Raw genomic sequence first — 22,875 nt, forward strand, 5'->3', positions numbered from 1 at the left:
ATGGCTAGAAAATAGTTCGGTTTAAGTGGATCAGTTTTTAATTAATAAATGGCTCAATTTTTACTTGCGAAATACAAAAATAAAAAGAAAAGCACTTTGTACCTAGTTAAACCACTTAGATAAGACTTATTTCATTGGATTTTTTTCCATTACATGTCAAATATATCACACTCGACTATATAATATTCATATTTTAATGGTAAAATATGGTTAAACAGATTATTGTTATTAGCAACTTTAACAATCAAAAAACCCCCTTCCTTAATAACGAAAAAGGGGTAGCTTCATTCATTTTTTATTAAGCTTTGTTTTCTGCAAGTAATTTATAAAGGAAGGAATGATTAAGTATAAGGCATAGGCAAAGGACATCCAAACAGTAAACGCAATGACTTGCGTATCATCTAAATTTGGAAAAATGGAATGGTAATTTGCTAAGGAAATAGAGTCGAAAACTAATCCAATTACAGTTCCCATCATTCCAAATCGTAATGGAGAATTCTCTGATTGATCAATTTTAGCGTAAATATATGTAACGCCCCAAAGTAATAGCCCCGTACCAATTAGCAATAAAATCGTGCTAGTTAAAAATTCATTGGTTCCTGGGCTAAAGAGAACAAACTCTCCAAAAAAGACAAAGAACATGATGGCACAAATCCACACTACAACACCTGATATTGCCGCTATGTAAAAGCTTTTCATTTAACTTTTCACCTCGAATTTATTCCTTTCTTCCATCGTAAAACTTCTATAAATCCATTGTATTTTCCTTCTTATTAATTTATTGATCCCGCGCTCCTACTTTAATTTAAAAGAAAAATTCAATGTTTTTCCATCTAAACCTTTAGAAGAAGGAGGAATACAAAATTTTATGTGGAACTTATAGTAATAGGAAGAACTTACTTTATAGTAACTTCCTAATTTCATTTGAAGGAGGATGAATATGATTCAAAAACCGTTACAAGTCAGATTAATTCCCTACACTATTGAGTCGATTGTAGAAACGACAAACGAAACGCCAAAAGGGATCGATTTAATTCAAGCATCTACGATTTGGGAAGCTAGTAAGCATGGGGAAGGTATTGTAGTTGCAGTGATTGATACTGGTATTGAAACCGATCATCCAGACCTCAAAGATCAAATTATTGATGGGCGCAATTTCACTTCTGATTATGAAGGAGAGCCTACTATATTCGAAGATAACAATGGACACGGAACCCATGTATCTGGAACAATTGCCGCTAGTTTGAATGATGATGGCGTTGTTGGTGTTGCCCCTAAGGCAAAAATTTTAAGTTTAAAAGCATTAACTGGAGATGGCTCTGGCGAATATGAGTGGATTATTAATGCCATTAATTATGCAGTTGAGTGGCGTGGACCTCAAGGAGAACGAGTTCGTGTTATCTCTATGTCGCTTGGCGGCCCAGAAGATGTTCCAGAATTGCATGAAGCGATAAAAAACGCTGTTAGCCAAGATGTCTCTGTTGTTGTCGCAGCAGGAAACGAAGGCGATAATCGCGAAGACACATTCGAGTATTCCTATCCTGGAAAATACAATGAAGTTATTCAAGTTGGAGCTGTAGATAATAACTTAGCACTTGCTCCATTTACAAATAACAATGAAGAAATTGATTTAGTTGCTCCTGGGGTAGAAGTGATTTCCACTTACTTAGGGCAAAAATACGCCTCCCTTTCCGGTACTTCTATGGCTACTCCTCATATTGCCGGGGCAATAGCTCTGCTTATTAATTTAAGTGAAAAAGAGTTTGGTCGACCTTTCAGTGAAACCGAAATTTATGCCCAACTAATTAAACGTACTCTACCTATAGGCAATCGTAAAACTTCTGAAGGAAATGGTTTCATCCTACTTAACTTAGTGGAAAAGATCCAAGAAATTATGAGTGCTGCTCGTATCTAAAATATCCAAATTAAAGAACACTTGTTACAGATGAAAACATATAATAGGAAAGCCCCATTCCTCTATATGAAAATAGAGTAATCGGGCTCTTTTTTGTTTTAGGATGTAATAATGTACGGAGTGAATCTCATCATTTTTCCTATTGATTCAAGTAGGCCCAAGCAAATTGGGCATAAAGTTCAGCACCAGTAGTTAATGCTTCTTCATCGATGTTAAATTTTCCATGGTGGTGAGCCCATTCCGTATCTTTTTCTGGGTTGCCGCTACCTACTAATGCGAAACTACCAGGCGCCTCATTCATATATTCACTGAAGTCTTCGCCGCCCATCGTTGGCTTTTCGGGATATAATACTTCTTCTCCAAATGCTGCAGCCGCAACTTTTTGTACCAATTGTGCACTTTCCTTATTATTATCCACTGCTTGCGTACCGCGAATGTATTCTACCTGTGCTGTTGCACCGTAAAGATTTGCAACTTGTTCCGCATAATGCGTAAGCTGTGTCTCTACATGATTCCGTGTACTTTGGTCAAAACAACGAACTGTCCCTTCAATGACTGCATTTTCTGCAATGACATTGAATCTTGTCCCAACTACCATTTTCCCTATTGTCAGTACTGCTGGACTTTGTGGGTCAATCGTTCTTGAGACAACGGATTGCACATTCATCACAAAAGAGGAAGCAACAATCGCAGCATCAATACAAGCATGCGGCATCGCCCCATGGCCTCCTCTCCCTTTAAACGTCACTTTAAAAAGATCCGCTGATGCAAAAGAAGGTCCTGGCTGGCAAGATACTTTATGTGTCGGCATTTGCGACCAAATATGGATACCGAATACATGGTCAACACCGTCCATTGCCCCTTGTTTCACCATCTCTTTCGCTCCTTGTGCAACTTCTTCCGCCGGTTGAAAGATTAATCGAACGTTGCCAGGAATATCATCTTTCACTTCGTTCAATGCTTTTGCTGCAATTAGTAACATTGCTGTATGGGCATCATGGCCACATGCATGCATTTTACCTTCGAATTTAGAGGTATATGGCAACTCTTTGTTTAGTTCCTCAACAGACAAGGCATCCATATCTGCTCTTAAGGCAACTGTCTTACCCGGTTTTCCTCCCTCAATCGTTGCAATAACCCCTGTTGGTTGTGTTTTGTAATAAGAAATAGAAAGGCTATCTAAGTATTTGCAAACAAATGCAGTTGTTTCTGTTTCTTCCCATGACAGCTCTGGTTCACTATGAAGTTTTCTACGTATGTCCGTCAATTCTTCACTATTCGTTTGAATCGCTTTTTTAATTGTTTCATTTATCATGTTACTCTGCCTCCGTTAATCGTTTTGCTACTTCGAAATAAATTTGCACACCATTTGCAATATGCCGCACATCCGACCATTCTTCTGGACAATGACTAAGACCGTCCTTACTAGGTATAAAAATTAAACCGACATTTGTAACATCAGATAATACCATTGCATCGTGTCCTGCTCCGCTGTTCATAGAAAGATACTCTAAGTTCAAAGCATTACAAGTTTCTTTGATCATTTCCTTTATACCTTCATCTAACAGTTTAGGTTCTATATACAAGCTTTGTTCGACTGATATTTCAATTCCATTTTTACGATTACAATCTAGTAAATCCTTTACCTTCTTAATAACGTTTTGAACATGCTCCTCTTTACCTGAACGGATGTCTATAGAAAAGACCACTCGATCAGGAATAACATTGGCACCGTTTGGAAAGACATTCAAACGACCTGTCGTAATAACCGTTCCTTCCCCTTCCTCAACTGCTAACTTTGGTAACTGCGCAATCAGTTCAGCTGCTTTAACTAAAGCATCCGCACGTCGATCCATCGGAGTTGTCCCCGCATGACCTGCTTTTCCTTCTACCGTTACTTCTAATTGGGCAAGACCTACAATTGCATCCACAATACCAACTGGGATATCCCGCTCTTCTAAGAATGGCCCTTGTTCAATATGTAATTCTAAAAAAGCTTTCATTGTTTTTGGATACCTTGTTTTTGGGCGAGTAGGATCCAGCCCAATCGCCTTCATAGCATCTACAGTAGAGATTCCTTCTTTATCTTTTAATCGATAAAATTCTTCCTCACTGAGTGCTCCGACCATTCCCCTTGATCCCATCAAACCTCCAGCAAACCTTGCCCCTTCCTCTTCAATTAAAGCCACGACTTCGAGAGGATACTTCGGCTTCAATTGATTTTCAACAAAAAGGGTAGCTACTTCCAAAGCAGTTACTACTCCAGCTGGGCCATCATAAGCACCACCATTAGGCACTGAGTCAAAATGGGATCCGATTAATACACTAGGCCCATCCTTTAGCGTTCCTTCCAGTTTTCCAAAAATGTTACCGAGACCATCTTCACGAACCTCCAAGCCTAGTTCCTTCATTTTTTCTTTAATGTAGTTTCGAGTTTTCAAATCTTCCTGACTGTATGTTAATCGAGTCGTTCCGTTACCTGGTGTGGCGGTAAATTCACTAATCGTATGGATATGCTCTTCAATCCGCTCCTGAATCGTTTTCATTCCATTCTCTCCTTGCTAAAAATTGTTAAGAGGCAAGCCACTTTGTAAGTGATTGCCTCCTTTAATCATTTATAAAAATCCGACAAAGATGCCCGCTAAAATGACCGAAACAATGGTCACGGTAATAAATCCACCAACAAGCATAGGAGGTAGCATATAACTTGTCAGCATGTCTTGTTCTTCCTTATCATCCGTTAATGACTTAATCACTTCATTCGTAATAATATAGTCAGCGGGGAATCCATAAAGGGCCGTTAGTGATACCGCAAAAGCCATATTTTTCGAAACTTTAAGCATTTTCCCCGCAATAAAGGAGAAGATATACATTCCGATAACGCCTAAAATAATTGTTCCAACAAGTGGATAAATGATTTCGAGCATCATAGTTGGAGAGGCATTTTTTAAACCATCTAAAACAAATAAAATCAAAACTAAGATCGCTATTCCAAAGCTATTTGCCTTTTGCAGCACTTGTTTCTCCAAAAGACCGATGCTACTTGCAATAACACCGAACAATAAACATAAAACAAATGGACTAATCTCTACAATTGGGGCAAGAACCGTTGAAACTAAATAAGCGAGATAGGCAACAAGGGCAAGTCTAAATAATTTAAAGAACTCTGTATTGTATTTTTCCGGTATGCTGTTAATTAGCTTAAATTGAGATTTAGGTTCCTCCTTCGTAACCGCTGCTTCCCCTATCGATTCTTTTGCCGCTAGATTGCCGTTCCGATATTCGGTAAGAAGCTTTTTCCCTTCTTTTTTAAGAACAATCGAGGTGATTGGATATCCAGCAAAACCTTGCATCACATAAATGACAATGGCGAAAACGGATAGACTCGTCAACCCAGCTTCCTGTGCAGCCTCAGACATAATCAACGAAGAAACTACTCCACCGACTAATGGTGGTATCGCAACAACGATCGTCTCGAATCCGAAAAGAAATGTTCCTACTGCAAATAACACGACAATAATCCCTAAAATTCCTGAAAGAGCAATTACAACCGTCTTCCATTGTTTTTTCAATTCTTGAAGTGATAGCAATGTCCCCATATTTGTAATCAATAAATACATCATCATAGTTGCAACAACTGGCGGAACTCCCGCTAAAGAAACAATTTCTTTCGGGAAGAATGTCCAATATCCTGCAAGAAATAAAACAGCACAAACAAAGATGGAGGGAACCCAAGCTTTTGTACGAACTGCTACGAAGTCCCCGATAAATAAAATAAACACGAGAATAACTAAAGCTAACATTTGGGACATAATTAAATCACTTCACTTTCATTTCTATCTTTATTTTTCTAATATACTAACATTTAATAGACTAAATTTAAAGATAATTTAAAATATTAAAAAATATATAGGCGAATTCTAGAAAAAAATATTGCCAATGTCGGAAGATAAATGAGTTAAGTATTTAAAAAAATCACAAGTACCATAAGAAGGATTGCACTATTATTTGAAAGTCTAATCATGGGTTTTTTCGTGAGGAGTTTTGAAGGCACAAAAAAACCCTTCTCGGTAAACCGAGAAGGGTTTTGAAACGTTGATATAATAATTAACGTTTTGAGAAATATACAGATAAACTCTAAGTATATTGAATACATCGTAATCCATTAATATCAACGTTTTGGAAATTGTTATATGGATAAAAGTGTATGAAAAAGGATTAAAAATGACATTACTTGAACCAATTTGAACCAGCATGATAGATGTTAGTTGAATACATTTTGCTAATTAAAGCTTATCCTAATTTTTATTTTTATGAAACGTTACCTTTTTAATTGGTTATTGTTCTGGAACTATTTTAAACAATTGCAAAAAAAAGCGCCCTACAGTAATTAAAACCGAGGGGCTGAGAATAATCTAATTTTAATAATATGAAGTTGCAGTCATTAGAGTTAGTATATTATCTTCTTGAATCGTATCACTCGCAACCTTATTTCGTTGTGTTTTACTACACTTAATGCACTTGTGTGTTATTTGAAAACCTTTTTTTCCTGAGTAGTCCAAACTAATTGGACGCATCAAGCCTTTGCAATTGCTTAGACGATCACCTGGATGATTATCTAAGTGCTTTGAAAATAGACAATATGGACAGTGGTTGCGAAAACTCCCATTTGTCAACGGTAATACATCGGCTCCACAATTTTCACATTGAAAAGCAGTGTTTTCTGTTAATCTACTCAACGTTATCTTCCTCCAAGACGAATTTTTTCATCTTTGGAGAAAGGGTTCTGTTTGTTTTCCTACTTTTAGTAGTTTCAGGCTTTTAAGGCGAATGTACAGATTCACCGCTTCGTTCTGCAAAGCGATTACTTCTAGTTCCAACTTCACAAGAGCTTATTTCATCTCTTGTTCCGGACCATGATTGACTTTATGAATTTGTATCAACCACTGTAAGACGGACTTCTCCACCTTCCACTAGTAAGTGTTCATCCTTAATCACTGACATTGGCAATCATCCCCTAGAAGATACGTTTGAGTTTAAATAAATAGCTCAAAAAACCACTCCAATTTTCCTTTTACTTTAGATTATTCTCTTTATTTATTATACATTAAAATACTTTTCGTAACACACACATTCATGAATTCTATGATTCGCTTTCCTAAATTGCTCAATATCATTCCCGATATAATGAGCAAAGATATTCACTAAATATAATTTTGGTATTTTATTGTTAACTATCTCATCCATTTGTTCTCCTTCAAAATAGATATGATAATAAGATTCGGTCTTTAGAAAGTTCATTTTTTCATACCAATTTTGAACCCACTGGTCATCTCTTGTCCAAGCCTCAAAGCGATTTAATTTAAGTTTTATCGCTCTTTTTTCAGCCTCTTTTAATAAGGCTTCTCCTATCCCTCTTCTATAAAAATCTGGATGTACTGCAATATGCCAAATCATACCTCCAAGTCCAGTTCCTTTAGAGCAAACCGTGCGTTCTTCTTTTTCGTATTCAACATCAATTAGTCCAACAATTTGGCCATCCAATTCTGCAACAAGCTCTATTGCAGGATTTTCATAACGTTCTTTCTTATTTAACACATTATCAAAATAAGCAGTCTGTAAAAACGCAAGCGTTCGGCATCTTATCCATCCAATTTCATCATTAACTCTATAGTCTCTAATAATCACTTTTTTCCTCCTGATTTTAGGAACCACGTAGTTTATAGGGGATTTATACGTTAATCCCTTAAAATAAATTCACCCCGTACATTATTCTTGTCATTTTCATAACGCAACGCCTCCTTCAATTTGTTGTTATCTGAATTTTACCAGAGTTTTATGATTATTTATACATTTATCCAATAAAAAATTATTTAGTAGAATAAGGCAATTTTACCTACCAAATAATTTAGACCCTTCCACTAAACTGCTACATTAAAATTTCGAGAATCTTGTTGAATAGTGACACACCTTGAAGAAAAAGGGAGTTATTTCTCCCTTTTAAATATAGCCTCTTTCTTTCAGGCTAGTAAAACTGTTATCACTGTTTACTACTAAGTGATCAAGCACTTCGATGCCTAGTAACTTTCCGGCTTCGACTAATCTCTTTGTAACGTTAATATCTTCCATTGATGGTGTTATGTCACCACTTGGATGTTGATGCGCGACAATTACACTTGCTGCATTATTAAGTATTGCTGATTTAAACACCTCGCGTGGATGAACGAGTGAGGCATTCAATGCACCAACATGACAACGATGAACTGCGACAACATTGTTTTTCGTATTTAAACACATAACAAAAAACACTTCACGATCATCACGACCAATAAAGCGAGATGCTATCTTTGCTCCGTCTTCTGGACTACGGATAATGTAATTAACCCCTTCTTCTGCCTCCCGGATTACTTGTTCAATACGTACAATCTCTAAAATGGTTTCCATCTAGATCAACCTCTCTATTATTTTTTGACCTTTTTGGTCACCACAGAGAGAATCTTCGCATCGATTAATGTAAAGTGGCGTAAGTAGCAAAGCTATCAAGTGATTCGTATATGTTTTGGGGAAGCCCAATGAATTAGGGTGCGTTAAAAGCGTTAATTGCTTTCTTACGCACCCTTATCCTACTTGGCTGACTCATAACATCCGAAGAACGAAGACCCTTTACTTAATCGATAATTCGTCTCTGCCTATTAGACGAATTAGAAGATTATAATTAGGGGAGCTGAAAAGGAAAATTAATAAAGACCTCTATTTTAAAACCTATCGCTTTTTAGTTTCCTTCAATAATTTTAGTATCTCGTCTAACTTGTTATTTACTTTAAGTGTTTGATCCAAGTGATAAACCTCTTTTCTACTTAACGCTGACGAGGATTCGGAAATATCAATTTTTATATGATTGGCAATATTATTTAATACATTTGCGTTCTCTTCAACACCTCGGTGTAAAGCAATATAATATTCTTTGGTATCTTCTAATTTTTTATTTTGATGTACTAATAATTTATTTTGTCCAACTAAGGCATTGCATTTTTGTATAATATCATCATTAACTATACTTAAAAGTTCTTCAACAATGATATTGATGTACTTTTGTTCAACTTTATAGTCTTTCAATGATTTTTGGAATTTGCCTCTAATCATGTCCTTCCATTCATTGTTTATAAAGAATTCAATAGGTTCCTCCTCGACTTGTTTATAAGAATCACTTATTGCAAATGTTCGAAGTGCTTCAACAAATGCACGATTATATACTTTTCTTGGTCGCCCTTTACCTCCCAATTTCTCCTCTTTTACCATCGGTTTTCCAATTTGAGCAAATTCTTTACTAGTATCAACTTTAGCTGCATCTCTACGAAAAGATGATTCCGAATAATTTTTTCCGTCAAATGATAATTCCTCAATCGCCTCTTCCATAGTGAACCATTGATTCTTCAATTCTTTTATTTGTTCGGAACTTAATTCTTTCTCTTTAGTAAATATCCACATTAAAATTCACCCCTCGCAATAAATAACGCTATTATATCAGCCATTATAGCATTTTTCTTCATTAGTTATAGAAAATCTGATGCCTTACAATTGAATTAGAAAGTTAATTGCGCAATGCTTTCAAAAAGATATCGAGAGGATGAAAGTTTCAGATGAAGAAACTACGAGAGTTCAATAAGTTTGATTGCGAGGCCTTTTTCAAAGACAAGGACGTACGAGTGATGTCACACGAGGACTGGAAAGAATACGATGCAGACGGAAAGAATCCTAAAGTCATAGGCACTAAGTATAAAACAGTCATTGCAAGCGATCGAACAGAATACAAAGGGGCAGATGTAGCACCTGATCTTAATGCAGGCGAGCAAGTTATTGTAAAGGTGCCTAAACCTCCAAAGGAGTATAAAAAGTTCAGTAAAATCACATTTGTGAACCCGACAGCTAGTGTTTACGGAACGTTCATGAGTGAACTTTCTGTCAAAGCAGATGATGTAGACATTGTTCAACCAAAATAAAGAACGAAGGATAGTCAGGTCCCTTTCTATCATTAATTACACTTTTACACCTGTGACCGCCCCTGACAAGGGGCGGGACCACGATAGTAGGATGTGGATTGCGTGAAGAAAACATATAGAATGCAACGTGGCTTTATTTCATTTTTATTCATTGGATTTTTTCTGATTTTATGGTTTTTCTTTTATAAATTGTATCCATTGATTGTTGAACAAATAACGATAATACAGCTTCCACAAATTGAGTCAAATATCTTCCTGATTCCTGTTGTTGTGATGGTAGTTGCTTTGTTTGCTAATTGGTCAATTCGCAATAAGCTGTGGTTTGGTCTATTTTTTTCTCTGCATTATTATTTGATGGCAAAGCGAATCAGAAGACATATTAAAGATGCGAGATTTGAAGATGAACGGGAGTTTGACAATCGTTTAGTTACTTTACCAAAAATCAAAATAACATTTGATGATAATCGAACAAGAAAGTCAGGAAAAGTTTTCATCAAAAATACAATTAAATTCGATAAGAAACTTGAAGATATGCGGATTGATTCAGCTTTAAAGGGATACGTAAGCGAGCGCAAGTACTTATCTAAAGATCGAGACTGGTATATTTACGAATTTTATTCAGTTGATTCACATAAACAACTAAAGATTAAATCAGCAAGTGACTTGATTGAATGGTCAAATAAGACAGCAGACGATTACGCTTTACGCTTAGATGAGCGTGCAACTGTACCGTTTCATCATATGGGATTAGTCGGTCAAACAGGTAGTGGTAAATCGTTTTTTATTCAAATGCTAGTTGAACAAGTATTATCGAAAAAGGTCAATCATGAATTATTCATTATTGACCCGAAGCGTACAGACGTATACCAAATGGCTAAACGTACCGTTGGTGTTGAGCGAACTGCTGACAAAACAAATGCGATTGAATTGATTAAACAATTTCATGAGCGTATGAAAAAACGACAAGAGGAATTACAAGATTATTTTATATCAAATCGTAACAAGACTTATAAAGATGCAGGTTTTCCTGCTTTAATCCTGCTTATAGATGAGTTTGGGGCATTGAGAGAATCATGGAAGACCTTAGCAAAAAAAGAACGTGATGAAGTCGATAGCATACTTTCTGATGTTGCTTTCATGGGTCGTCAACTAGGGTGTATTCTGTGGGTCGCTACGCAACAAATGAACGCACAGACGATTCCAACGGCGATTAGAGAACAGCTCGTTTTGAAGATTGCTTTAGGTGGTAGTGATGAGCAAACCTATAGAACTCTGTTTTCTTCTGGTGTGGATATACCGCCAGTTCAATTCACTGCTGGTCAAGGAATTTACAGTTATCCAGGGCTAGCAAGTGCAGACAAGCCACGGTTGTTGACCGTTCCTTACTGTAGCTTTTTGAATGGAAGCACCTAGCTTTTCCTTAAGGAGTGACGGCACAAAGAGCGGAAGGGGACCCGCCGTTTAGTCGGGGAAGGTTCCGCTCCGTGCTTTATACCTTTAGGAAAGCTGGGGTGATTGATAATCATCCCAGCTCCAGTGGGGAGCAAAAATAACCCCAAAGCCCGTCCTAATAGGCTTTTACACTTAAAAAACTTTCCCTAACAGAAAGGGAGTGAACAAAACATGATTAAACCAGATATTGACCAGTTTACACTTGTATTACAAGCAACAGGCGTGTTTGACTTTGACGAATGGCGTGACTGGGTAGCAAAAAACTTAATAAGTACATTCTTAATTAAATCTAAGATGCATAAGCTATTCGACAACTTCGGTGAAGCTGACGTTAAACTTCCAGAAGGCTATACAATAGGCTATTCATTCAACAATGCACCATTTTACTTTTGTATTGCTTATCATGAAGCATTCACAAAAATGGGGGTAATTGTAAAATTCAGTGCATACGCATGGCATGAGTACCGGAAGCGATACGAAGCAGAGTTTAATGAACCTATTCATTTACACACCTTATTCAAAATGATTGATTCGGATGAATATAGTTTTAGACTTTCACGAATTGATATCTGTTGTGACTTTATTAATGAAAATATTAACATTGCAAAATTGAAACGTTCGATAGAAGAAGGAAGGACTGAAATACGCTATGGGAAGTACTAATAAAAGTTATCTAAAAAAAGTCATTGAAGATAACAAAGAAAAACCTTACAAAAGAAACAACTCGAAAGTGTCCGACGTATCCAAAGACTTTCAGGCACAAACATTATATATCGGGGCAAAAAGCAGAAATACAAAAGTACATTTACGCATCTATGACAAAAAAGAGGAACAACTATCATGAAATTCATGCGCCATATCGCTAAAGAAGTAGATGACTGGACACGTGTTGAAGCAGAGTTTTCAGGCGATTACGCCCATCAATTGACAGATGGAATCAAAGAGTGTAGTACAGATGAACAACTTAAAAATGTCATCATTAGTTCTCTAATTGATCGCTACATGTTCTTTTACGCGATTAATGCTTGAATTGTTAGATGAAAAGAACTTTCACTTTGAATCATCATCTCCACGAAATAACTTATTAGAGCAGTCGATAGACCATTTAATTAAGGGGTCTGGTCTACTCCCCACATTATGGAAAGTTCAACAAATATGGGGAGGCAACACAGCAAAAGAATTAATTGATTATTTATATAAACAGTACTATGAAGAATTCGAACCCAATGATGACCATATATCTTGGTTAAATAAATACAAGGCACTTTACCAATTAGAAGGTAAGCCGTGGAAAGGATGATATTTAAATGAGTTTTCCGAAATTAAAAGAACATATAAAACACATTGTAGAAATAGTAGATTTTTTCCGGGACGGTAAAGGAACGATTAATAAAACGGATAATCATTCTGATTACCAAAATAGCTACTATACACCAGAAGATATTTTAGGACAAATCAAATATGATGCTGAACAAGCACTAAAAGAACTAAATAAACTTTAAAATTAAATCTCAGCACAAAGGAGATGATGCCAAATGAGTATAAACATGGCTACAAAGGATTATCCATATCTTTTAACAAGAGAACAAGCATCAGATTTTTTAGGTATAGACCCAAAGTCATTTGATAAATATATTCGGCCGCATGAAGAGCTAGATCGTTTCATGATTGGTAAGCGCGAACGCTACACAATGAAGTCTTTAATACACTTTATCGAAAAACACTCCGTTTAAAATGTCGACAGTTGATAAGATGTTAGTTTCAGAATACAATACAGATGTATTCAACTAGCATCTATCAACTTTATTTTTGAAAGGGATTGATAGCATGGCTAGTATTGTAAAAAGAGGAAAGTCATATCGAGCACAAATTTCTTTGTACAAATATGGAGAACATAAAAAACTAACTAAAACATTTCCGACTAAGAAGGAAGCAAAACTTTGGGCTTTAGAAATGGAATTAGCGAAAGGAGAAGGAAAAGAACTTGCTCACAGAACAACAACATTTGCGGACTTCTTCGAAAATTGGATATATCTTGTAAAGGTTAATGACGTTAAAGAAACGACATTTCAAAATTATGTTCGTACTTTAGGAGTTATTAGAAATTTATTTCAGGATATCCAATTAAAAGATTTAAATGATATTGTTGTTCAGAAAAAGATTGATGAGTATGCCAAGACACATTCACGAAAAACAACACATGAGGTTCTTCTTAAAATTAAAACATCTTTACGTGATGCATATGCTCGTGGCTATATTGCAAATGATTTTGCTCGTTTAGTAAAAACACGTGGAGAGAATCCACCCAAACGTAATAAAGCATTATCTATCACTGATTTTAGAAAGCTTCGTAATTACGTTTTACAGCATCCAGAAGACGAATTTAACTTACTTGTATTACTTGCATTAGAAACGGGGATGCGACGTGGAGAACTGCTAGCAATACGCCCAGAGAGTCTTTATGAATACGGAATAAAAGTTAGACATTCAATCAGTCCTACTTCTGATGATACTTCGTTAAAGACACAAAATGCAAAACGTGATGTTACTATTAACAAAGAAGTATATGAACTCATTCGTAAAATTCCTGTTAAAGAAAATGGTTATATTTTTAGCTTTGGCGGTTTTAAACAGTCGGAACAATTAGCAGAGTTATTGAAGAAATTAGATATTAGGAAAACAACGTTTCACGGTTTAAGAGACACTCACGCATCATTTTTATTTTCTCAAGACATAGATATTGCTTATGTATCAAAGCGATTAGGTCACATTAATATTCAAACCACACAGAATTATTATCTGGAATTAATGCCAGAAAAAAAGCACCAGCAAGATGCCGATGCTTTAAATCTGTTAAGTGCTTTATAAGGTTCAAGTTAATTTGAACCAACTTGAACCAAAAAAGATCTATAAACATTGATATATCAATGTTTCTATTAACGTTTTGAGAACTGAGGCGCACGACGAGCACCTTTAAGACCGTATTTTTTACGTTCTTTCATACGTGGGTCACGAGTTAGTAAACCTGCAGATTTAAGTGCTGGACGGAAATCTGGGTCAACTTGTAGTAACGCACGAGCGATACCGTGACGGATTGCACCAGCTTGACCAGTGAATCCACCACCGTTTACGTTTACAAATACATCATAGCTACCTTTAGTTTGAGTTGCTTCTAATGGTTGGTTGATGATTAAGTGTAAAGTTTCAAATGGTAAGTAGTCTTCGATGTTGCGATTGTTAATAACAATTTTACCTTCGCCTGGTACTAAACGTACGCGAGCTACTGAGCTTTTACGGCGACCTGTGCCGATATATTGAACTTGTGCCAAGGGTATATCCTCCTCTAATTAATTATCCGCGTAGCTGATAGCTTTCCGGTTTTTGTGCAGCATGTGGGTGTTCTGCTCCAGCGTAAACATGTAGTTTACCGAACATTTTGCGACCTAAAGAGTTTTTAGGAAGCATACCTTTTACTGCTAATTCGATCATTTGTGTTGGGTATTTTTCTTTCATTTCGCCTGCAGTGCGTTGTTTTAAACCACCTGCGAATTGAGTGTGACGGTAGTAAATTTTACCTTCTAATTTATTACCTGTTAATTCGATTTTGTCTGCGTTGATTACGATAACGTAGTCACCAGTGTCAACGTTTGGTGTGAATGTTGGTTTATGTTTACCGCGTAAGATTGAAGCTACTTCAGAAGCTAAACGTCCAAGAGTTTGGCCTTCTGCGTCCACTACTAACCATTTACGCTCTACTTCATGACCTTTAGCCAAGAATGTTGTACGCATTTATATATCCTCCTAATCGATTCGATTACCGTTATTTTTCATTAGTATACACTTAATAAGTTTCGGGGCTTATTTGTGGTTGGTAATGAAAATACCATATGTCATAATATAATATTTTCGCAAGGAAGTCAAGCAAAAAAGTTGCACACCTGGGAAAGTTGTTTTTTCCTTTAAACGATTGATTTCCTCAGTTAATAAAACACTTTTTCCAAATACAAACCGTGTGCTGGCGCGGTTTTACCTGCCTTCCCACGATCCATAGAAGCAATGATTTCCTCCAATTCCTTCGCTTGTCGTTTACCAATACCGACTTCCCAAAGTGTTCCAGCAATAATTCGAACCATGTTATATAAAAAGCCATTGCCTTCTATCACCATATGTAGTTCTTCACCATGCCACGAAAAGCTTAAAGAATGAACGGTACGTACTTTATCAACGACACTTGTATTAGCCGCGCAAAAACATGTGAAATCATGGGTTCCGATAATATATTGGGCTGCTTCTTCCATTTTCGCGACATCTGGTTTCAACCCATTTGTTTCAACAGTGTAATGTCTACGAAAAGGACTTTGCTCCTCTTCACAGCTCCAAATATAACGATAACGTTTTCCTGATACACTATATCTTGCATGGAAGTCGATATTTACTTCTTCCACAGCTAATACGCGAATATCACGAGGTAACTGGACATTTAATGCCTTTTTATAACGCTCAACCGGAATCGCTAGAGACGTATCAAAATGAATAACTTGTCCAGTAGCATGGACACGGGCATCGGTGCGACCACTTGCTGTCACTTTAACCTTTTCCCCTTTATGCATTTTTGTTAGTACATTCTCTAGCTCCAGTTGGACTGTCCGTTCTCCTGGTTGTACTTGATAACCGGCAAAAAGTGTCCCATCATAACTTATTGTTACTTTTAAACGTCTCAATTACTTCACCTCGCTATTAGCTACGATACAAGACTAATAATACGGTCATTGCCGCTAGCACTATTAAACTAATTGTATCTTGCCAATGCCATTCTAGCTGTCGGTAACGGGTACGTCCTTCTCCTCCACGATAACCGCGCACTTCCATCGCTGTCGCTAAATCCTCTGCTCTTTTAAACGCACTAACGAATAAAGGAACAAGAAGAGGTACAACCGCTTTGATTCTTTCTTTCATTGGACCTGCACTTAAATCGGAACCACGGGCCATTTGAGCTTTCATAATTTTATCTGTCTCGTCCATTAACGTTGGAATAAAACGTAAGGCAATCGACATCATTAATGCTAATTCATGAACAGGTAGTTTTAACTTTTTCAAAGGATTTAACAACACTTCAATCCCGTCTGTAATCGAGATTGGGGAAGTCGTTAACGTTAAAATGGAAGTCATTAAGACCAATACTAAGAAGCGAATTGAAATGAAAACACCTTGTCTTAACCCTTCTTCATATATTTTAAAGAAACCGAGTTCGAAAAGAATATCGCCTTCCCTCGTAAAAAATATATGAATTAAAAACGTAAACACTAATAAAAAGATAATCGGTTTTAATCCGTTTAATAAAAAGTATAGACGGATCCGTGACATGAATATAACAAGTAATGTAAATGCGATTAGGAAAGCATACGTCATTACGTTATTAGCAAAAAAGACAACAATAATAAAGGCAAAAACAAAAACTAGTTTGGAACGAGGATCCAGTTTATGAACAAAAGAATCTCCTGGAATGTATCGGCCAAAGATCATTTTTTCCATCATTGGTTGTCACGCCCCTCTCGTAAGGCACGTGCCACTTCATCTGCCAGTTCTTCCTCTGTTAAACAAATTCGAGATAATGGTTGATTCATCAACTGCTCAATTTTCGCCTGAAATCGAACGATATGAGGCGGTTCAAGACGATACTGTTCAAGAGTCTTGCTATCTGCAAAGATTTCCCGTGGTGTACCACTTAAAACACATTTCCCTTCGTGCATAATAGCAATGCTATCTGCATAACGAGCAGCATCTTCCATACTATGAGTTACGAGAATCGTTGTTAAATGACGTTCTTTATGAAGGGAGTAGAACATGTCCATAATTTCCCTTTGGCCCCGTGGATCTAATCCTGCAGTTGGTTCATCAAGTACAATGACTTCAGGTTCCATCGCAAGGACCCCAGCAATCGCTACACGACGCATTTGACCGCCAGATAGGTCAAAGGGCGATTTTTCTAAAGTTTCCTCTGGTAAGCCTACAAGCTTGATTAAATCCCTCGCTCTTTTCTCTGCTACTTCCTCAGATACACCGAAATTCATCGGTCCAAACATAATATCTTTTAATACCGTTTCTTCAAACAGTTGGTGCTCTGGAAATTGAAAGACAATCCCAACCTTTTGGCGAATGGGTTTTAACTCTTTTGCTTTTTTACCTGCAACAATTAATCGGTCCCCAATATGTACTTGGCCTTTAGACGGCTTTAAAAGACCGTTAAAGTGTTGTAGGATAGTGGATTTACCCGAACCTGTATGACCAATAATCGCTTGATACGTACCATGGGGGATTGTTAAATCTACATCAAATAAAGCATACTTTTCAAAAGGTGTCCCCATTGAATAGGCATAGCTTACTTGTTGAAGTTTGATGTCCATAGATCATTCACCAACTCTTCTTCTGTCATATGTTGTCCTGCTAATTGTACACCCTTTGATTGGAACAGCTTTGTCATCCTCATGGCAAAAGGCAGTTCTAAACCGAACTCAATCAGCTTATCGCCAAGGGCAAATATTTCAGACGGTGTCCCTTCCGCGTATTTTTTCCCATCATTCATAAATAAAATACGATCTGCAAAAAGGGCTTCTTCCACATCATGGGTGATGGAAAGTACCGTTAAACCAATTTCTTTACGTAATTCACGAACCGTTTTTAATACTTCATCTCGACCTTGTGGATCTAACATGGAGGTTGCTTCATCTAAAATAAGTAGCTTCGGTTTCATGGCAATGGCGCCTGCAATGGCAACCCGTTGCTTTTGTCCTCCCGAAAGATGATGAGGTTCATGATTTAAAAACTTGTCCATTTTCACTTGAGATAGGGATGTGTGTACACGCTCAACCATCTCTTCATAAGGAACACCGCTATTTTCTAAGGCGAATGCTACATCATCTTGAACAGTAGCACCGACAAACTGATTATCAGGATTTTGAAAAACCATCCCTATATTTGAACGGGTTTCCCATAAATTTTCTTCTGTTAATACATTTCTCATAACACGGACTTCACCTTCCTGAGGGAAAAGTAATCCGCTTACTAGCTTGACCATTGTTGATTTACCAGAACCGTTATGACCAACGATTGCAATCCATTCTCCTTCATTGACTGAGAAGGAAACATTTTGTACTGCCTTTCGTTTATCTGGTTGATCTGGTGTATATGAAAAACTAACGTTTTGAAACGATAAAATCTCGGTCACTAATCTTAGCTCCTCTCTTTGGCGCTCTACTAACTAAATTACACTGTTTTGTGCTGTAATGCTACCCTTAGAAATAGGTGACATATATAAAAATAAGGTACGTTTTCAAATCACGATGAAATTCCACTTTGATTAAAAACGTACTTTATTTTCGTATATGTATAAATAAAAAAACTAGCAAATTGGTATCCTTTGCCATTATTAAGAGAATAAAAAAGCGCGCACCCCATTCAAGAGAAATGCGCTTTACTTCTACATTTATAATAAGAACACGGCTGCTCATTTCCGTGTTCTTTTGAATGAGGTGCGGAGAGCTAGACGAGACGCCACACATGAAGTGCCCGCTCATTATAACGCTCAAGCCATTTTATTGTCGTATAAATCAATTTGTATAGACACTATTCGTGTATACATCAATGTGAAAAACACATTATAAAAATAGAGGGGTCCGGGTTCAACCGGTGAACCGGACACCCTCTTACCTTTCGTTATAGAATTAGAATATTAAACTAATTCGATTACAACTACAGGTGCACCGTCACCACGGCGAGGTCCTACTTTAAGGATACGAGTGTAACCACCTTGACGATCAGCGTAACGTGGTGCAACATCATTAAATAGCTTTTGAAGTGCAAATGAAGTTGATTCGTTACCTTCTTCATCAGTAGTTGTTACTACTTCACGACGGATAAATGCAGCCGCTTGACGACGAGCATGTAAATCTCCACGCTTACCTAAAGTAATCATTTTTTCAACTACAGAACGTAATTCTTTCGCACGTGCTTCAGTTGTTTCAATACGTTCGTTAACGATTAAGTCAGTAGCTAAATCACGTAATAAAGCTTTACGTTGAGAACTTGTACGACCAAGTTTTCTGTAACCCATGGATGTTCCCTCCTTTATATCTGATCTGCATAAAATAGATGTCTTCGCTTAGTCTTCTTTACGTAATCCTAAACCAAGCTCTTCTAATTTAGCTTTTACTTCTTCTAGTGACTTACGACCAAGATTGCGCACTTTCATCATATCGTCTTCTGATTTATTCGCAAGTTCCAGTACTGTATTAATACCAGCGCGTTTTAAGCAGTTATAAGAACGAACAGAAAGATCTAGTTCTTCAATCGTCATCTCTAAAACTTTTTCTTTTTGATCCTCTTCTTTTTCGACCATGATTTCAGCAGTTTGTGCTTCATTCGTTAAGCCTACAAAGATATTAAGGTGCTCAGTTAAAATTTTTGCTCCGAGCGAAATCGCCTCTTTTGGACCGATGCTACCATCTGTCCACACATCAAGTGATAACTTGTCGAAATCAGAATTCTGTCCAACACGAGTGTTCTCCACTTGAAAATTAACGCGTGAAACTGGAGTGTAAATAGAGTCGATCGGGATCACGCCGATAGGAAGATCCTCACGTTTGTTTTGATCAGCAGGAGTATATCCACGGCCACGGCGAGCATACATACGCATACGAAGATGACCATTTTTAGCAATTGTTGCAATATATAGGTCCGGATTTAAAATCTCCACGTCACTGTCATGCGTGATATCAGCAGCTGTAACCGTTGCATCACCTTTCACGTCAATCTCAATAACTTTTTCTTCGTCAGAGTAGATTTTTAGTGCAAGCTTTTTAATATTCAAGATAATTGAAGCAACATCTTCTACTACGCCTTCTACAGTTGAGAATTCGTGTAATACGCCATCAATTTGAATAGATGTAACAGCAGCTCCTGGTAAAGAAGACAGAAGGATACGACGTAAAGAATTACCCAAAGTGTTTCCATATCCGCGTTCAAGCGGTTCTACAACAAACTTGCCATATTTGGAATCTTCGCTGATCTCAACAGTTTCAATCTTTGGTTTTTCAATTTCGATCATTCAATTTACCCTCCTTCAAAACATCGAATGTATAGGTTCATAACATCATAATAGTCAAAATCGATTGACTTTATAAGATTTGCACAAGAATTTGTTTTGTACAAGCAATGATGAACTCAAAAGTACTTTGAGATGCACCCATTACACACGACGACGTTTTGGCGGACGGCAACCGTTATGTGGAACTGGAGTAACATCTTTAATTGCAGTTACTTCTAAACCAGCAGCTTGAAGTGCACGAATAGCAGCTTCACGACCAGCACCAGGACCTTTAACAGTTACTTCCAACGTCTTCAGACCATGTTCAAGGGATGCTTTTGCAGCAGCCTCAGCAGCCATTTGAGCAGCATAAGGTGTAGATTTACGTGAGCCTTTGAATCCAAGCGCACCAGCACTAGACCAAGATACTGCGTTACCTTGCATATCTGTAATCGTTACGATTGTATTGTTAAATGTAGAACGGATGTGTGCAATACCAGATTCGATATTTTTTTTCACACGACGTTTACGAGTTTGTTGTTTACGAGCCATGTTAAGAAGGAACCCCCTTTACTTATTATTTTTTCTTGTTCGCTACAGTTTTACGAGGACCTTTACGCGTACGCGCATTGTTTTTCGTATTTTGACCACGAACAGGTAAACCACGACGGTGACGGATACCACGGAAAGAACCGATTTCCATCAAGCGTTTAATGTTAAGTGAAACTTCACGACGTAAGTCACCTTCAACTTTGTATTTATCTAATTGTTCACGGATTTTGTTTAATTCATCTTCAGTAAGATCGCGCACACGAGTATCTTCGTTAACACCAGCAGCAGCTAATACTTTTTGAGATGTAGTTTTACCAATTCCGTAAATGTAAGTTAATGAAATTACCACGCGTTTGTCGCGAGGAATATCAACACCAGCAATACGTGCCATTCGCTAGAGCACCTCCTTTATAATTATCCTTGTTTTTGTTTATGTTTAGGATTTTCACAGATTACCATTACTTTACCGCGTCGGCGAATTACTTTACATTTTTCGCAGATCGGTTTCACAGATGGTCTCACTTTCATCTAACCCAACCTCCTTAATATTCCGGAGTGCAAAAGATTATTTAAAACGGTATGTGATACGACCGCGAGTTAAATCATATGGAGATAACTCGATAGTAACCTTGTCTCCAGGTAAAATTCGGATAAAGTGCATACGAATCTTTCCAGATACGTGTGCAAGCACCGTGTGTCCATTTTCTAATTCTACCTTAAACATCGCGTTTGGCAAAGTCTCAACAACTGTTCCTTCGACTTCAATTACATCGTCTTTCGCCATCAACCCTGTCTCCCTTCTATATGCGTTTTCCGATTCTCTAACATACATGATTAAGAGAATCTGTGCAACTGTTTTCTTCCAACTTAGAAGCAACTCCATCAACATATGCTTGGATTGTATGAGAGATGTTCGAAAGACGCTCGTCTGGTTTCGCTTCACACAATCCAGGGAATGACAACTTCCGGTTAGGAAAGTCTTCCTTATGTTATTCACGATAGCCGGAATGTCTTTGGATGAGAGATTCATACCCGTTACACAGATGCTTCCACGAAACCCATTACACTTTTCCACAAAATAGATTTTATCCCTTTTGCTTCTAGTGTATACCGGGCACAATATGCTTTTGCAACTCTCATAAAGTTTTTTGTTGCACCCGCAATCTACCGCGAAAAGCAGTTTGACTTTCGCCTAATGCCGGGTATCAGCTGCGGCTGCCCTGTAGTAATAGAGCGTCAAGATCAGCAAAAACTTTTTCAATATCTTGCTGTCCATCGATATTCGTTAAAACACCTTTAGCTTGGTAGAAATCAAGTAAAGGTTGAGCTTGATTCATATTTACTTCCAGACGGTTGGCTACCGTTTCCGGATTATCGTCCGCACGTGTATATAATTCGCCGCCATCTTTATCACACTTACCTTCCACTTTTGGTGGGTTAAATATAACATGATATGATGCACCACAAGTTTTACAAATACGACGACCACTAAGACGTGCAATTAGTTCATCTTTTTCAACTTGGATATTGATTGTATGATCAATTTTCTTCCCAAGTTCTTCTAAGATGCTATCTAAAGCCTCTGCTTGTGGAACTGTACGTGGGAACCCGTCTAATAAGAAACCTTTTTCACAATCTTTTTGTGCAAGTCGTTCACGAACGATACCAATCGTAACTTCATCCGGCACAAGTGCACCTTTATCCATATACGATTTAGCTTCTAAACCTAATTCTGTACCAGCACTAATAGCTGCACGGAACATATCGCCTGTAGAAATATGAGGGATTGCGTACTTCTCAACAATTTTGTCTGCTTGAGTACCTTTACCAGCACCAGGCAAACCCATTAAAACGATATTCATACGTAATGACTC

The 22,875-nt window shown here is 37.4% G+C and carries 30 protein-coding genes and 1 other annotated feature; of the genes, 9 read left to right on the forward strand and 21 right to left on the reverse strand.

The window, feature by feature from the left end; all coding sequences use genetic code 11:
• Window positions 1–288 precede the first annotated feature (288 nt).
• Complete coding sequence (locus ACH0B5_RS12525) at window positions 289–699, reverse strand: DUF5367 family protein (RefSeq protein ID WP_406927894.1); 411 nt, start codon at window positions 697–699, stop codon at window positions 289–291.
• 241 nt (window positions 700–940) lie between these two features.
• Here ACH0B5_RS12525 and ACH0B5_RS12530 point away from each other — a divergent pair, with 241 nt between their 5' ends.
• Complete coding sequence (locus ACH0B5_RS12530) at window positions 941–1,915, forward strand: S8 family peptidase (protein ID WP_406927895.1); 975 nt, start codon at window positions 941–943, stop codon at window positions 1,913–1,915.
• Between the two features lie 139 nt (window positions 1,916–2,054).
• Here ACH0B5_RS12530 and ACH0B5_RS12535 read toward each other — a convergent pair whose 3' ends face one another.
• From ACH0B5_RS12535 to ACH0B5_RS12565, 7 genes are all read right to left on the reverse strand, one after another.
• Window positions 2,055–3,230 carry an amidohydrolase gene (locus ACH0B5_RS12535; RefSeq protein ID WP_406927896.1) on the reverse strand — a complete coding sequence of 392 codons (1,176 nt, stop codon included), beginning with the start codon at window positions 3,228–3,230 and terminating at the stop codon, window positions 2,055–2,057.
• A 1-nt stretch (window position 3,231) separates the two neighbouring features.
• The gene (locus tag ACH0B5_RS12540; protein WP_406927897.1) at window positions 3,232–4,461 is read right to left on the reverse strand and encodes a Zn-dependent hydrolase; all 1,230 of its coding nucleotides are present in this window, start codon (window positions 4,459–4,461) and stop codon (window positions 3,232–3,234) included.
• Window positions 4,462–4,530: 69 nt separating this feature from the next.
• Complete coding sequence (locus tag ACH0B5_RS12545) at window positions 4,531–5,727, reverse strand: hypothetical protein (protein ID WP_406927898.1); 1,197 nt, start codon at window positions 5,725–5,727, stop codon at window positions 4,531–4,533.
• Window positions 5,728–6,336: 609 nt separating this feature from the next.
• Window positions 6,337–6,654, reverse strand: a complete 318-nt coding sequence (locus tag ACH0B5_RS12550) for an RNHCP domain-containing protein (RefSeq protein ID WP_406927899.1) — start codon at window positions 6,652–6,654, stop codon at window positions 6,337–6,339.
• Between the two features lie 81 nt (window positions 6,655–6,735).
• Window positions 6,736–6,909 (reverse strand) — a sequence feature (16S ribosomal RNA rRNA prediction is too short).
• Between the two features lie 106 nt (window positions 6,910–7,015).
• Window positions 7,016–7,603 (reverse strand): GNAT family N-acetyltransferase, encoded by a 588-nt coding sequence (locus tag ACH0B5_RS12555; protein WP_406927900.1) that lies wholly within the window; start codon window positions 7,601–7,603, stop codon window positions 7,016–7,018.
• Window positions 7,604–7,915: 312 nt separating this feature from the next.
• A complete protein-coding gene (radC, locus tag ACH0B5_RS12560) occupies window positions 7,916–8,359 on the reverse strand; it encodes a RadC family protein (RefSeq protein WP_406927901.1) in 444 nt (147 codons plus the stop codon).
• Window positions 8,360–8,677: 318 nt separating this feature from the next.
• Complete coding sequence (locus ACH0B5_RS12565) at window positions 8,678–9,403, reverse strand: hypothetical protein (protein WP_406927902.1); 726 nt, start codon at window positions 9,401–9,403, stop codon at window positions 8,678–8,680.
• Window positions 9,404–9,624: 221 nt separating this feature from the next.
• Here ACH0B5_RS12565 and ACH0B5_RS12570 point away from each other — a divergent pair, with 221 nt between their 5' ends.
• The 8 genes from ACH0B5_RS12570 (at window position 9,625) to ACH0B5_RS12605 (ending at window position 14,235) form a co-directional block, all read left to right on the forward strand.
• Window positions 9,625–9,915, forward strand: coding sequence for a hypothetical protein (locus ACH0B5_RS12570; RefSeq protein WP_406927903.1), 291 nt, complete (start codon window positions 9,625–9,627; stop codon window positions 9,913–9,915).
• Window positions 9,916–10,269: 354 nt separating this feature from the next.
• The gene (locus tag ACH0B5_RS12575; RefSeq protein WP_406927904.1) at window positions 10,270–11,328 is read left to right on the forward strand and encodes an FtsK/SpoIIIE domain-containing protein; all 1,059 of its coding nucleotides are present in this window, start codon (window positions 10,270–10,272) and stop codon (window positions 11,326–11,328) included.
• A gap of 210 nt (window positions 11,329–11,538) precedes the next feature.
• Window positions 11,539–12,030 carry a hypothetical protein gene (locus ACH0B5_RS12580; RefSeq protein ID WP_406927905.1) on the forward strand — a complete coding sequence of 164 codons (492 nt, stop codon included), beginning with the start codon at window positions 11,539–11,541 and terminating at the stop codon, window positions 12,028–12,030.
• Window positions 12,031–12,207: 177 nt separating this feature from the next.
• Window positions 12,208–12,396: a hypothetical protein gene (locus tag ACH0B5_RS12585; protein WP_406927906.1), complete on the forward strand. Its 189-nt coding sequence runs from the start codon at window positions 12,208–12,210 to the stop codon at window positions 12,394–12,396.
• On the forward strand, window positions 12,359–12,667 hold the full coding sequence (locus ACH0B5_RS12590; protein ID WP_406927907.1) for a hypothetical protein: 309 nt from the start codon (window positions 12,359–12,361) through the stop codon (window positions 12,665–12,667). Before ACH0B5_RS12585 ends, ACH0B5_RS12590 begins: the two co-directional genes overlap by 38 nt.
• Before the next feature lie 7 nt (window positions 12,668–12,674).
• A complete protein-coding gene (locus ACH0B5_RS12595; protein WP_406927908.1) occupies window positions 12,675–12,869 on the forward strand; it encodes a hypothetical protein in 195 nt (64 codons plus the stop codon).
• Between the two features lie 33 nt (window positions 12,870–12,902).
• Complete coding sequence (locus ACH0B5_RS12600) at window positions 12,903–13,100, forward strand: MerR family transcriptional regulator (protein ID WP_147670256.1); 198 nt, start codon at window positions 12,903–12,905, stop codon at window positions 13,098–13,100.
• 94 nt (window positions 13,101–13,194) lie between these two features.
• Window positions 13,195–14,235 carry a tyrosine-type recombinase/integrase gene (locus tag ACH0B5_RS12605; protein WP_406927909.1) on the forward strand — a complete coding sequence of 347 codons (1,041 nt, stop codon included), beginning with the start codon at window positions 13,195–13,197 and terminating at the stop codon, window positions 14,233–14,235.
• A 68-nt stretch (window positions 14,236–14,303) separates the two neighbouring features.
• Here the strand turns inward: ACH0B5_RS12605 and rpsI are convergent, their stop codons facing one another.
• The 13 genes from rpsI to ACH0B5_RS12670 form a co-directional block, all read right to left on the reverse strand.
• A complete protein-coding gene (rpsI, locus tag ACH0B5_RS12610; protein WP_106781794.1) occupies window positions 14,304–14,696 on the reverse strand; it encodes a 30S ribosomal protein S9 in 393 nt (130 codons plus the stop codon).
• Window positions 14,697–14,718: 22 nt separating this feature from the next.
• Window positions 14,719–15,156, reverse strand: a complete 438-nt coding sequence (gene rplM / locus ACH0B5_RS12615; RefSeq protein WP_122971298.1) for a 50S ribosomal protein L13 — start codon at window positions 15,154–15,156, stop codon at window positions 14,719–14,721.
• 191 nt (window positions 15,157–15,347) lie between these two features.
• Entirely contained in the window at window positions 15,348–16,088 is a 741-nt protein-coding gene (gene truA, locus ACH0B5_RS12620; RefSeq protein WP_122971297.1) for a tRNA pseudouridine(38-40) synthase TruA, read from the reverse strand.
• Window positions 16,089–16,104: 16 nt separating this feature from the next.
• Entirely contained in the window at window positions 16,105–16,902 is a 798-nt protein-coding gene (locus ACH0B5_RS12625) for an energy-coupling factor transporter transmembrane component T family protein (protein WP_122971296.1), read from the reverse strand.
• Window positions 16,899–17,771, reverse strand: coding sequence for an energy-coupling factor ABC transporter ATP-binding protein (locus tag ACH0B5_RS12630; protein ID WP_122971295.1), 873 nt, complete (start codon window positions 17,769–17,771; stop codon window positions 16,899–16,901). Before ACH0B5_RS12630 ends, ACH0B5_RS12625 begins: the two co-directional genes overlap by 4 nt.
• A complete protein-coding gene (locus ACH0B5_RS12635) occupies window positions 17,747–18,592 on the reverse strand; it encodes an energy-coupling factor ABC transporter ATP-binding protein (protein ID WP_122971294.1) in 846 nt (281 codons plus the stop codon). The genes ACH0B5_RS12630 and ACH0B5_RS12635 overlap by 25 nt, the downstream gene beginning before the upstream one ends.
• 504 nt (window positions 18,593–19,096) lie before the next feature.
• Window positions 19,097–19,477, reverse strand: coding sequence for a 50S ribosomal protein L17 (gene rplQ, locus ACH0B5_RS12640; protein WP_122971293.1), 381 nt, complete (start codon window positions 19,475–19,477; stop codon window positions 19,097–19,099).
• A gap of 48 nt (window positions 19,478–19,525) precedes the next feature.
• Window positions 19,526–20,470, reverse strand: a complete 945-nt coding sequence (locus ACH0B5_RS12645; RefSeq protein WP_122971292.1) for a DNA-directed RNA polymerase subunit alpha — start codon at window positions 20,468–20,470, stop codon at window positions 19,526–19,528.
• A gap of 141 nt (window positions 20,471–20,611) precedes the next feature.
• Window positions 20,612–21,001, reverse strand: a complete 390-nt coding sequence (gene rpsK, locus ACH0B5_RS12650) for a 30S ribosomal protein S11 (protein ID WP_036172483.1) — start codon at window positions 20,999–21,001, stop codon at window positions 20,612–20,614.
• 25 nt (window positions 21,002–21,026) lie between these two features.
• Window positions 21,027–21,392, reverse strand: coding sequence for a 30S ribosomal protein S13 (gene rpsM / locus ACH0B5_RS12655; protein ID WP_122971291.1), 366 nt, complete (start codon window positions 21,390–21,392; stop codon window positions 21,027–21,029).
• A 23-nt stretch (window positions 21,393–21,415) separates the two neighbouring features.
• Window positions 21,416–21,529 (reverse strand): 50S ribosomal protein L36, encoded by a 114-nt coding sequence (rpmJ, locus tag ACH0B5_RS12660; protein WP_000868344.1) that lies wholly within the window; start codon window positions 21,527–21,529, stop codon window positions 21,416–21,418.
• Window positions 21,530–21,566: 37 nt separating this feature from the next.
• A complete protein-coding gene (gene infA / locus ACH0B5_RS12665; RefSeq protein WP_016839390.1) occupies window positions 21,567–21,785 on the reverse strand; it encodes a translation initiation factor IF-1 in 219 nt (72 codons plus the stop codon).
• A gap of 421 nt (window positions 21,786–22,206) precedes the next feature.
• On the reverse strand, window positions 22,207–22,863 hold the full coding sequence (locus tag ACH0B5_RS12670) for an adenylate kinase (RefSeq protein ID WP_122971290.1): 657 nt from the start codon (window positions 22,861–22,863) through the stop codon (window positions 22,207–22,209).
• Window positions 22,864–22,875: the final 12 nt, after the last annotated feature.

It is taken from the genome of Ureibacillus sp. 179-F W5.1 NHS, assembly GCF_045369345.1.
GTDB classification, from domain to species: Bacteria; Bacillota; Bacilli; order Bacillales_A; family Planococcaceae; genus Ureibacillus; species Ureibacillus halotolerans.

What these genes read in the sequence shown, in the direction of transcription:
- ACH0B5_RS12525 (WP_406927894.1), bottom strand. Translation starts at nt 699, where the DNA reads ATGAAAAGCTTTTACATAGCGGCAATATCAGGTGTTGTAGTGTGGATT.
- ACH0B5_RS12530 (WP_406927895.1), top strand. Translation starts at nt 941, where the DNA reads ATGATTCAAAAACCGTTACAAGTCAGATTAATTCCCTACACTATTGAG.
- ACH0B5_RS12535 (WP_406927896.1), bottom strand. Translation starts at nt 3,230, where the DNA reads ATGATAAATGAAACAATTAAAAAAGCGATTCAAACGAATAGTGAAGAA.
- ACH0B5_RS12540 (WP_406927897.1), bottom strand. Translation starts at nt 4,461, where the DNA reads ATGAAAACGATTCAGGAGCGGATTGAAGAGCATATCCATACGATTAGT.
- ACH0B5_RS12545 (WP_406927898.1), bottom strand. Translation starts at nt 5,727, where the DNA reads ATGTCCCAAATGTTAGCTTTAGTTATTCTCGTGTTTATTTTATTTATC.
- radC (WP_406927901.1), bottom strand. Translation starts at nt 8,359, where the DNA reads ATGGAAACCATTTTAGAGATTGTACGTATTGAACAAGTAATCCGGGAG.
- ACH0B5_RS12565 (WP_406927902.1), bottom strand. Translation starts at nt 9,403, where the DNA reads ATGTGGATATTTACTAAAGAGAAAGAATTAAGTTCCGAACAAATAAAA.
- ACH0B5_RS12570 (WP_406927903.1), top strand. Translation starts at nt 9,625, where the DNA reads ATGTCACACGAGGACTGGAAAGAATACGATGCAGACGGAAAGAATCCT.
- ACH0B5_RS12575 (WP_406927904.1), top strand. Translation starts at nt 10,270, where the DNA reads ATGGCAAAGCGAATCAGAAGACATATTAAAGATGCGAGATTTGAAGAT.
- ACH0B5_RS12580 (WP_406927905.1), top strand. Translation starts at nt 11,539, where the DNA reads ATGATTAAACCAGATATTGACCAGTTTACACTTGTATTACAAGCAACA.
- ACH0B5_RS12585 (WP_406927906.1), top strand. Translation starts at nt 12,208, where the DNA reads ATGAAATTCATGCGCCATATCGCTAAAGAAGTAGATGACTGGACACGT.
- ACH0B5_RS12595 (WP_406927908.1), top strand. Translation starts at nt 12,675, where the DNA reads ATGAGTTTTCCGAAATTAAAAGAACATATAAAACACATTGTAGAAATA.
- ACH0B5_RS12600 (WP_147670256.1), top strand. Translation starts at nt 12,903, where the DNA reads ATGAGTATAAACATGGCTACAAAGGATTATCCATATCTTTTAACAAGA.
- ACH0B5_RS12605 (WP_406927909.1), top strand. Translation starts at nt 13,195, where the DNA reads ATGGCTAGTATTGTAAAAAGAGGAAAGTCATATCGAGCACAAATTTCT.
- rplM (WP_122971298.1), bottom strand. Translation starts at nt 15,156, where the DNA reads ATGCGTACAACATTCTTGGCTAAAGGTCATGAAGTAGAGCGTAAATGG.
- ACH0B5_RS12625 (WP_122971296.1), bottom strand. Translation starts at nt 16,902, where the DNA reads ATGATGGAAAAAATGATCTTTGGCCGATACATTCCAGGAGATTCTTTT.
- ACH0B5_RS12630 (WP_122971295.1), bottom strand. Translation starts at nt 17,771, where the DNA reads ATGGACATCAAACTTCAACAAGTAAGCTATGCCTATTCAATGGGGACA.
- rplQ (WP_122971293.1), bottom strand. Translation starts at nt 19,477, where the DNA reads ATGGGTTACAGAAAACTTGGTCGTACAAGTTCTCAACGTAAAGCTTTA.
- ACH0B5_RS12645 (WP_122971292.1), bottom strand. Translation starts at nt 20,470, where the DNA reads ATGATCGAAATTGAAAAACCAAAGATTGAAACTGTTGAGATCAGCGAA.
- rpsK (WP_036172483.1), bottom strand. Translation starts at nt 21,001, where the DNA reads ATGGCTCGTAAACAACAAACTCGTAAACGTCGTGTGAAAAAAAATATC.
- rpsM (WP_122971291.1), bottom strand. Translation starts at nt 21,392, where the DNA reads ATGGCACGTATTGCTGGTGTTGATATTCCTCGCGACAAACGCGTGGTA.
- rpmJ (WP_000868344.1), bottom strand. Translation starts at nt 21,529, where the DNA reads ATGAAAGTGAGACCATCTGTGAAACCGATCTGCGAAAAATGTAAAGTA.
- infA (WP_016839390.1), bottom strand. Translation starts at nt 21,785, where the DNA reads ATGGCGAAAGACGATGTAATTGAAGTCGAAGGAACAGTTGTTGAGACT.
- ACH0B5_RS12670 (WP_122971290.1), bottom strand. Translation starts at nt 22,863, where the DNA reads ATGAATATCGTTTTAATGGGTTTGCCTGGTGCTGGTAAAGGTACTCAA.